This is a genomic window from Cellvibrio sp. (genome assembly GCF_053579595.1).
The window spans coordinates 1-7,416 of record NZ_JBRFPI010000227.1; the positions used below are offsets into that span (position 1 = coordinate 1).

The following is a 7,416-nucleotide window of genomic DNA, read 5'->3' on the forward strand; positions in this document are numbered from 1 at the left end:
TGACCACACCGTGCAAGACACAATTGCGCAAGAATTTTTTTTTGCTGCACTCAACTACCAAAAAGTAGTAGAAGTGTTCGATGAAGATTTTTGTATTGATATGCAAGCCATGGGTACAAAAGAAGAAGTACTGACCCTGCGCAACCTGATACCGGCAACACCACTGGCCGCACGGTTGAGTTTTGCCCATTGCGCCTGCTATTTTTCGGCCACGCTGCATCCTGCGCATTATTATCAATCGCTGCTGGGTTTGCCTGATGATACGGTACATATCAATGTTCCCTCACCGTTCAAACCCGAGCAACTGCACGTCCAGATCGCAACCAATTTATCCACCCGCTACAAAGATCGCAGTGCAGCCATAGAACCTATTTGTAATTTGATCGAAGATCAAATCCACGCACAACCAGGCAATGCCTTGGCGTTTTTCTCCAGCTATGAATTTTTACAAAAAGTAGAGACCGCTCTTCGGCCGCGATTGATCAACAGCAATATTCAATTGGTGGTGCAATCGCGCCGTATGAGCGAAGAAGACCGGCAGGAATTTATCGAGCAATTTAGCCAGCACAATAATTTATTGGGTTTGGCGGTATTGGGCGGCGCTTTCAGCGAGGGAGTGGATTTATCAGGCGATGCATTAAAAGGGGTTTTTATTGCAACACTGGGTTTGCCACAAGTGAATCCGGTAAACGAACATTTGCGTGCAGTAATGCAAGGTAAATTCGCGCAGGGATATGACTTTACTTACACCTATCCAGGAATCCAGAAAGTGATCCAGGCAGCCGGACGCGTAATTCGAACTACATCAGATGAAGGTTATTTGTGGTTGCTGGATCAGCGCTTTCAACAACCGGAAATACGCCCTTTGCTTCCAGAATGGTGGTTGATAGCGGAGGCCTAAACCGGCGTAAACCTACATCGCTCCGAGGCCATTGTTGCGCAGCAATATATGACAAGACATTACCGCACGTGGTCTAATGCCCATATTTTTCCACTTACCTCTATTTCTACACATTATGAATCTGATTTTATTATCGCCAAACGATTTACTCACCGATAACCGAGCCTGTATCAAAAATCCACGCCAGCTTGCGCATATTAAGCAAGTGCACGGCGCTACAGTGGGCGATCAATTAAAAGTCGGTCTGATAAACGGCAATCTGGGTGTAGGGCTGGTTACAGAACTTAATGATAATGCGATATATCTGGATATCGACCTGCACCAAGCACCGCCGCGCGCATTGCCATTGACGCTGCTACTCGGTTTGCCGCGGCCAAAAATGATGCGCCGTATTTTACAAACGGTTGCAACCCTCGGCATTAAACAATTGCATTTGATTAATTCTTACCGCGTGGAAAAAAGCTACTGGCAGACACCTTTTTTGGAAGCAGAAAATATTCGTGAGCAGCTCATTTTAGGATTGGAACAAGGTTGCGACACTCGTTTGCCAGAAGTGCATTTACACAAACGTTTCAAGCCATTTGTAGAAGATGAGTTGCCGGCAATTGTTGCCGATACGCGCGCATTGGTTGCCCACCCTTACACAGAAACTGCCTGCCCCTGCCAGATAGACTACTCGCTGACACTGGCCGTAGGCCCTGAAGGTGGTTTTATTCCGTACGAAATTGATTTATTGGAAAAGTGTAGCTTTGAAGCCGTGCATGTAGGCGAGCGCATTATGCGCGTGGAAACAGCGGTACCTTATTTGCTGGGAAGATTGTTTTAACCTGAAAAATACGATGAAAAAAATGTCGATTCCAACGCATAGCTATCGACAATATTTATTTACTCACCCACTTTTTCATCATCAGCTAATATCACTTCAAATTCTGCCAAAGGAACCGCTTGGCTCGATAAATAACCTTGATAGTAATCACAGCCGAACGATTTCAGAATCGCCAATTGCTCTGCTTCTTCCACACCTTCTGCCACCAATTCCATATCGAGCAAGCGCCCCATGGTAATAATAGTCTCGACAAGTACACGGTCGTTACGGTCATCGATAATATCGCGCACAAAACCTTTATCGATTTTTAAGGTACTCACAGGCAAACGTTTGAGATAACTAATAGACGAATAACCAGTACCAAAATCGTCGAGTGAGAAACTGATGCCGCGCTCGCTTAACGTCGTCATGGTAACAATTGCATCATCAACACGCTGGATAACAATACCTTCAGTAATTTCCATATCCAGGGACGCGTCCGGGATCGGATATTTCTCCAAAGTCGCAATCACATCATCCACAAATGCAGCGCGACGGAATTGGCGCGGGCTGATGTTAATACTCATCTTCATACCCGGCTTCCATAAACCGGATTGATGCCATTTAACCAGCGTTTTACAAGATGCTTCCAATACCCACTGGCCTACATCGATAATCATGCCAGAGGTTTCCAGCACCGGAATAAAATCGACCGGCGACACCATACCCTTGGTAGGATGATTCCAGCGTAGCAGCGCTTCCGCACCCACAACCCGTCCGCTCTGGATATCAATTTTAGGTTGGTAATACAATTCAAATTGCGATTCATCCAACGCGCGATGCAGATCACCTTCCATCGTCAATTGGCGGCTAACTTTATCGGCCATTTCTTCGTTAAAAAATTCAATGGAATCGCGCCCTTTTTCTTTTACTTGATACATAGCCGTATCGGCGTAGCGCAACAATTCATGCACAGAATTATTTTTATCGGGATAAACCACCACACCCACGCTGCAAGTAACGCGCAATTCCATGCTGTCGTACATATAGGGCTGGGAAATAATGGTGCGGATTTTTTCGCTGATTTCGCCCGCGCGCAATGCCGCTGTTTCGATATTTTGGTCGAGCACGGTAAGTACAACCACAAATTCATCACCGCTCAAACGGGCAACCAAATCTTCTTCGCGCACTGATTGTTGTAAACGTGTGGCAACCACTTCCAGCACTCGGTCACCCACCGGATGACCAAGCGAATCATTGATGGTTTTAAATTGGTCGAGATCGATAAACAACACCGCACCAAAATAACCATGGCGTTCAGCGCGGCGCAATTCGTGCTCAAGACGCTCAACCAGCTGCAGGCGATTGGGTAAACCGGTAAGCGCATCGTGGTGGGCCATAAATTCCATCTTGGCCTGCGCATTTTTGCGTTCGGTAATATCAACCGATACGATTAACGCGACTTTTTCATCGTAAAAGGCGAGCGGCATAATGTGGGTTTGTAAAAACAATTGTTTACCGGTCGAGGTGACAAAACGCTCTCCAATTACATCCAACTCTTCATTGCCGCGAATAACGCGATAATCATTTTGCAGCATGGTATCTATATCAAACACCGAATTTTTTAACAGCTGGCGCACATGCAAATTACGCATTTGGTCAGGCGTGTACCCCAGTTCATTAGCGAGCGCTTTATTGGCAAATAAGTAATAGCCAGCGATATTGCGCGCACCAATCATGACAGGTAGGTGGTCAATAATCTGGCGCAAATGCTCTTCACTTTTACGCAACGCCAATTCAACTGCACGGCGTTTTGCAAGGGAAAGTTCGACTATGTCCAATAATTGATTGGAACTGGCAATCAGCTGTGCCAATTCATCCTTGCGCTGCGCAGGCAATTGGGTGAGGCGGTTTACGCCGGGATGATCAGGATTGATATTGTTAATTTCGCGCGATAATCGCACCAAGGGTTTGGTGAGGGTGTAATAAAACACTACGAACAATAGCAACACCAGAAACATGTTGCGCAACAAGCCGGTCATGAGCGCAGTTTGGGAGCGGTTATAAAAACCTTCGAGAGCCAAATCCATATCCACTGAAAAACGGATACTGCCCGACGTGCCGTCACTGTAGCCGGGCAATAATAAATTCGCGGTGTATTCACGTGTATTTTCGGTGATTTTATTGGTGAGCCAGCGGGTTTTTACTTCCGGACGCGTGCTGCTGCCCTGGGCAAGTACATTGCCGGTATCATCGTAAATGACTACTTCGTAAATAAATCCGTAGCGCAGCAAACCGTTCACCACTTCATAGGAAAGTTCATCATCGAGTGTGGATACGGAGCGTACAGCAGGAGGGGTTGCCACTTGTATAACGCGGTCAATGAGCGTTTTGAGTTCTTTTTCCTGGTTTAAAAAATCGAGGTATAACTGTACTGAACTCAATAGAAAGCTCAACACAAAAGCCAAAATGATACCGATTTTGGCAAGCTGGAATGAGATGCCATTAAAAAAGGAAGGCGCTTTATCTCTCATCGACCTAAGGTTTCCGGGAACTGAATCTAGTTATATGAAAGTGGGGGCAGATATTGCTCCGAGGCAGGTAATCTACACTTAACTTGGCGTGAGTATAGATCACTATTTTCAGTGGCGCCGAATCTATCGTGTTATTTTCTATAAGGAAATTCACTTTCCAACGACAACGATGCAGTCTCACTAAACGGCATTCCAAAAGTTTCAGCGACCCCGGCATGAGTAAGCTGGCCGCGATAAATATTCAATCCACCACGAAAACCGGCATCCGTTTGTAACGCCCCGATACCCGCATCCGCCAAGCGAATGACGTACGCGAGGGTCGCATTAGTAAGACCGAGGGTCGCCGTTCTACCGACTGCGCTGGGAATATTGGCGACGCAATAATGTACAACTCCTTCTTCGATATATGCTGGATGTTGATGTGTAGTCGGTCTTGAGGTTGCAAAACATCCCCCCTGGTCAATAGCGACATCCACTAACACACTACCCCTTTCCATCTGTGCGATAAGAGCGCGGCTCAATAGTTGCGGGGCACCGGCACCGGTATTGAGCACACTACCAATAACCAAATCTGACTGGAGTGCCAGCGTATCGATGCGTTCTTGCACTGCATATTCACATACAACACGGCCGCGCCACAGCTCATCCAAATGGCGTAAACGTGCAATGGATTTATCCAAAATACGCACTTGTGCACCCATTCCAACAGCCATAGCAGCGGCATTTGCACCCACCACTCCACCACCCAGAATCAACACATTCGCCGGTGCAACACCGGGAATCCCACCTAACAAAATACCTTTTCCATCCTGCGCCATCTCTAGATGATGTGCACCCGCCTGTACCGCCATGCGCCCGGCAATTTCCGACATGGGCGCCAACAGTGGCAAGCGCCCCTGCGAATCAGTCAAGGTTTCATAGGCGATGCAACTGGCACCCGATGCGAGCAATGCATCTGTTAGCGCGCGATTAGCCGCGAGGTGTAAATAGGTGAACAGCAGATGGCGGGCACTGAGCAGCACATATTCTTCTGCTTGCGGCTCTTTCACTTTGACAATCAAATCGGCGCTGGCATACACATCTGCCAAGGAATCGACCAATAACGCCCCAGCATGCTGATAGCGCTCATCGCTAAATCCCACGGCCTGCCCTGCACCGCGCATAACGTAAACGCTGTGGCCACGCCGATGTAACTCCGCCACACCTGCGGGAGTCAATGCAACGCGATTTTCGCCAGCTTTTATTTCTTTCGGGATACCAATACGCATTACCAATCCCCTCCTCAATTGCGCTCTCACTAATCGAGTATAGCCAAGGATGTTTATTCGACTCGTTCAGCTTGCAGCAAGTTGGCGCAACTTATGCTGTGTCTACCATGTACAGTTTATGTACAGTTTTTTTGACGCTACATGGAACAGAAACCGTGCATAAATTGGCTGTTAGCATTTAGCTGCTGACAATTTGGGGCACTGCTGTGACAAAAATGGGGCGCATTGAGGTAGTTATGGGTATTTATGCGAGTGATCTACGTGAGTTAATCATCAAACCTTATTTGCAGGGACTGGGAGAATATTCCGACGTTGCCGAAAATTTATTGCTTGGCACCGCTGCGCAAGAATCATTACTGGGATTACATTGTTATTGTGCCCAAACCAAAGGCTTGGGCTTGTATCGCATTACCGCTGAAAAGCATCTGGAATTGTGGGACACCTATTTGGTCCAGTTTCCTGACTTGGCTTCCCAGCAGCGCGGCTTGGCCAGCCAACAACAATTCCTGAAGCATCCGCACAACGAGCTAATGAGCAATTTAACTTACGCTACTGGTATGGCCTGGATGTTGTACCGCCGCAGTGCGATAGATACCAGCAAACCCGCAGACATTTCTGCTCTCGCACAACTCTGGGCGAACCATTTCGATAACGGCACAAATTGCCCACGTAATGCAGATGACTTTATACAAGTCTATCGCACGCTGGTACTGGGAGATTCAAAGAAACTGGTGGCCTGAGAGTAGCTCACTTAAACGTATCGCATGCCTCTACCTTGCCCTGCTCAAAACCGCGTTTAAACCACTCCACACGCTGCTTGGAGCTACCGTGGGTAAAACTTTCCGGACGCACTGCGCCACCGGCTTGCTGTTGCAAATTATCATCGCCGATCGCTGAAGCGGCATTTAGGGCTTCTTCGATATCGCCGTCTTCCACCATTTGTCGTTCAGTATCAGCGTAGTGTCCCCAAATTCCGGCATAACAATCCGCCTGCAACTCCAATTTTACCGAGAGCTGATTCGCCTGCGCTTTTGACACTTGCTGCTGCGCCTGCGTCACCTTCGCCGATGTTCCCAATAAAGTTTGCACATGGTGCCCAACTTCATGAGCGACTACATAGGCTTGTGCAAAATCACCGGGCGCGCCGAGCTTATTTTTCATATCCTCATAAAAGGCTAAATCGATATAGAGCTTGTTATCGCCCGGGCAATAAAATGGCCCCATCGCCGATTGCGCGTAGCCGCAAGCTGAGCTCACTGCATTACGAAATAACACCAGCTTTGGCTCGTGATAAGTCAACCCCAGCTTTTTAAATTCCAGATGCCAGGTAGATTCAGTATCGGCCAACACCACCGATACAAAATCAGCCAATTCCTGATCCTTTGGCGATATTTGTTGGCTATTGGCTGAAACTGTCGCTCCGGGTGGCGCGGCCAGTTGGAGCAAATCAATGCCCAAAAATTTGGCTCCGAAATACACCAACACGCCAATGATCAATAAAGTGCGGCCAGTTTTCGTACGCAGCAGAAAAGGTAAAATCCGCATCGCCGCCGAAGCACCACCCAATGCGCCCATTGAGGTAGGGCTGGAACTGCGCATATCTTCCACATTGTCACTGCGACGACCTTGTTTCCAACGCATAATGTATCCCTCGTGATTGGTCGATAATTTTGATAGTAGTTAAGTCAAATCAAAGCGCGCTACTATAGGCTCTGACATCATCATAATGACAACAACGCAACTACAGCAGCAAATCCGTACAATTCAGGAGTTTTTATGTCTACAAGCCCCTTGGCTGGCCAACTCTTACCCGCAGACCTGCTGGTAGATCTGCCCAAACTTATCGATGCCTATTACACCAATAAGCCTGATGTCGGCATTGCCGAACAGCGCGTCAGCTTCGGCACC

Annotated in this window: 6 protein-coding genes; 3 read left to right on the plus strand and 3 right to left on the minus strand. The window is 47.7% G+C overall.

Annotation, left to right across the window (positions count from 1 at the left end; genetic code table 11):
- Positions 1-901: ATP-dependent DNA helicase (locus tag ACWA6V_RS13975; RefSeq protein WP_449523064.1), on the plus strand; the 901-nt coding region annotated here is incomplete at its 5' end.
- 76 nt (positions 902-977) lie between these two features.
- Positions 978-1,727 carry a 16S rRNA (uracil(1498)-N(3))-methyltransferase gene (locus tag ACWA6V_RS13980; protein WP_449523065.1) on the plus strand — a complete coding sequence of 250 codons (750 nt, stop codon included), beginning with the start codon at positions 978-980 and terminating at the stop codon, positions 1,725-1,727.
- A 59-nt stretch (positions 1,728-1,786) separates the two neighbouring features.
- Here the strand turns inward: ACWA6V_RS13980 and ACWA6V_RS13985 are convergent, their stop codons facing one another.
- A complete protein-coding gene (locus tag ACWA6V_RS13985; protein WP_449523066.1) occupies positions 1,787-4,240 on the minus strand; it encodes a putative bifunctional diguanylate cyclase/phosphodiesterase in 2,454 nt (817 codons plus the stop codon).
- Between the two features lie 131 nt (positions 4,241-4,371).
- A complete protein-coding gene (ald, locus tag ACWA6V_RS13990; protein ID WP_449523067.1) occupies positions 4,372-5,508 on the minus strand; it encodes an alanine dehydrogenase in 1,137 nt (378 codons plus the stop codon).
- A gap of 206 nt (positions 5,509-5,714) precedes the next feature.
- On the opposite strand from ald, the gene ACWA6V_RS13995 reads away from it, so the two are divergent.
- Complete coding sequence (locus tag ACWA6V_RS13995) at positions 5,715-6,248, plus strand: hypothetical protein (protein WP_449523068.1); 534 nt, start codon at positions 5,715-5,717, stop codon at positions 6,246-6,248.
- Between the two features lie 7 nt (positions 6,249-6,255).
- On the opposite strand, the gene ypfJ is transcribed toward ACWA6V_RS13995, so the two are convergent.
- The gene (ypfJ, locus tag ACWA6V_RS14000) at positions 6,256-7,149 is read right to left on the minus strand and encodes a KPN_02809 family neutral zinc metallopeptidase (RefSeq protein ID WP_449523069.1); all 894 of its coding nucleotides are present in this window, start codon (positions 7,147-7,149) and stop codon (positions 6,256-6,258) included.
- Positions 7,150-7,416: the final 267 nt, after the last annotated feature.

Excerpts from the sequence above, each read along its gene's own strand:
- ypfJ (WP_449523069.1), bottom strand. The coding sequence starts at position 7,149 with ATGCGTTGGAAACAAGGTCGTCGCAGTGACAATGTGGAAGATATGCGC.
- ACWA6V_RS13985 (WP_449523066.1), bottom strand. The coding sequence starts at position 4,240 with ATGAGAGATAAAGCGCCTTCCTTTTTTAATGGCATCTCATTCCAGCTT.
- ACWA6V_RS13980 (WP_449523065.1), top strand. The coding sequence starts at position 978 with ATGCCCATATTTTTCCACTTACCTCTATTTCTACACATTATGAATCTG.
- ald (WP_449523067.1), bottom strand. The coding sequence starts at position 5,508 with ATGCGTATTGGTATCCCGAAAGAAATAAAAGCTGGCGAAAATCGCGTT.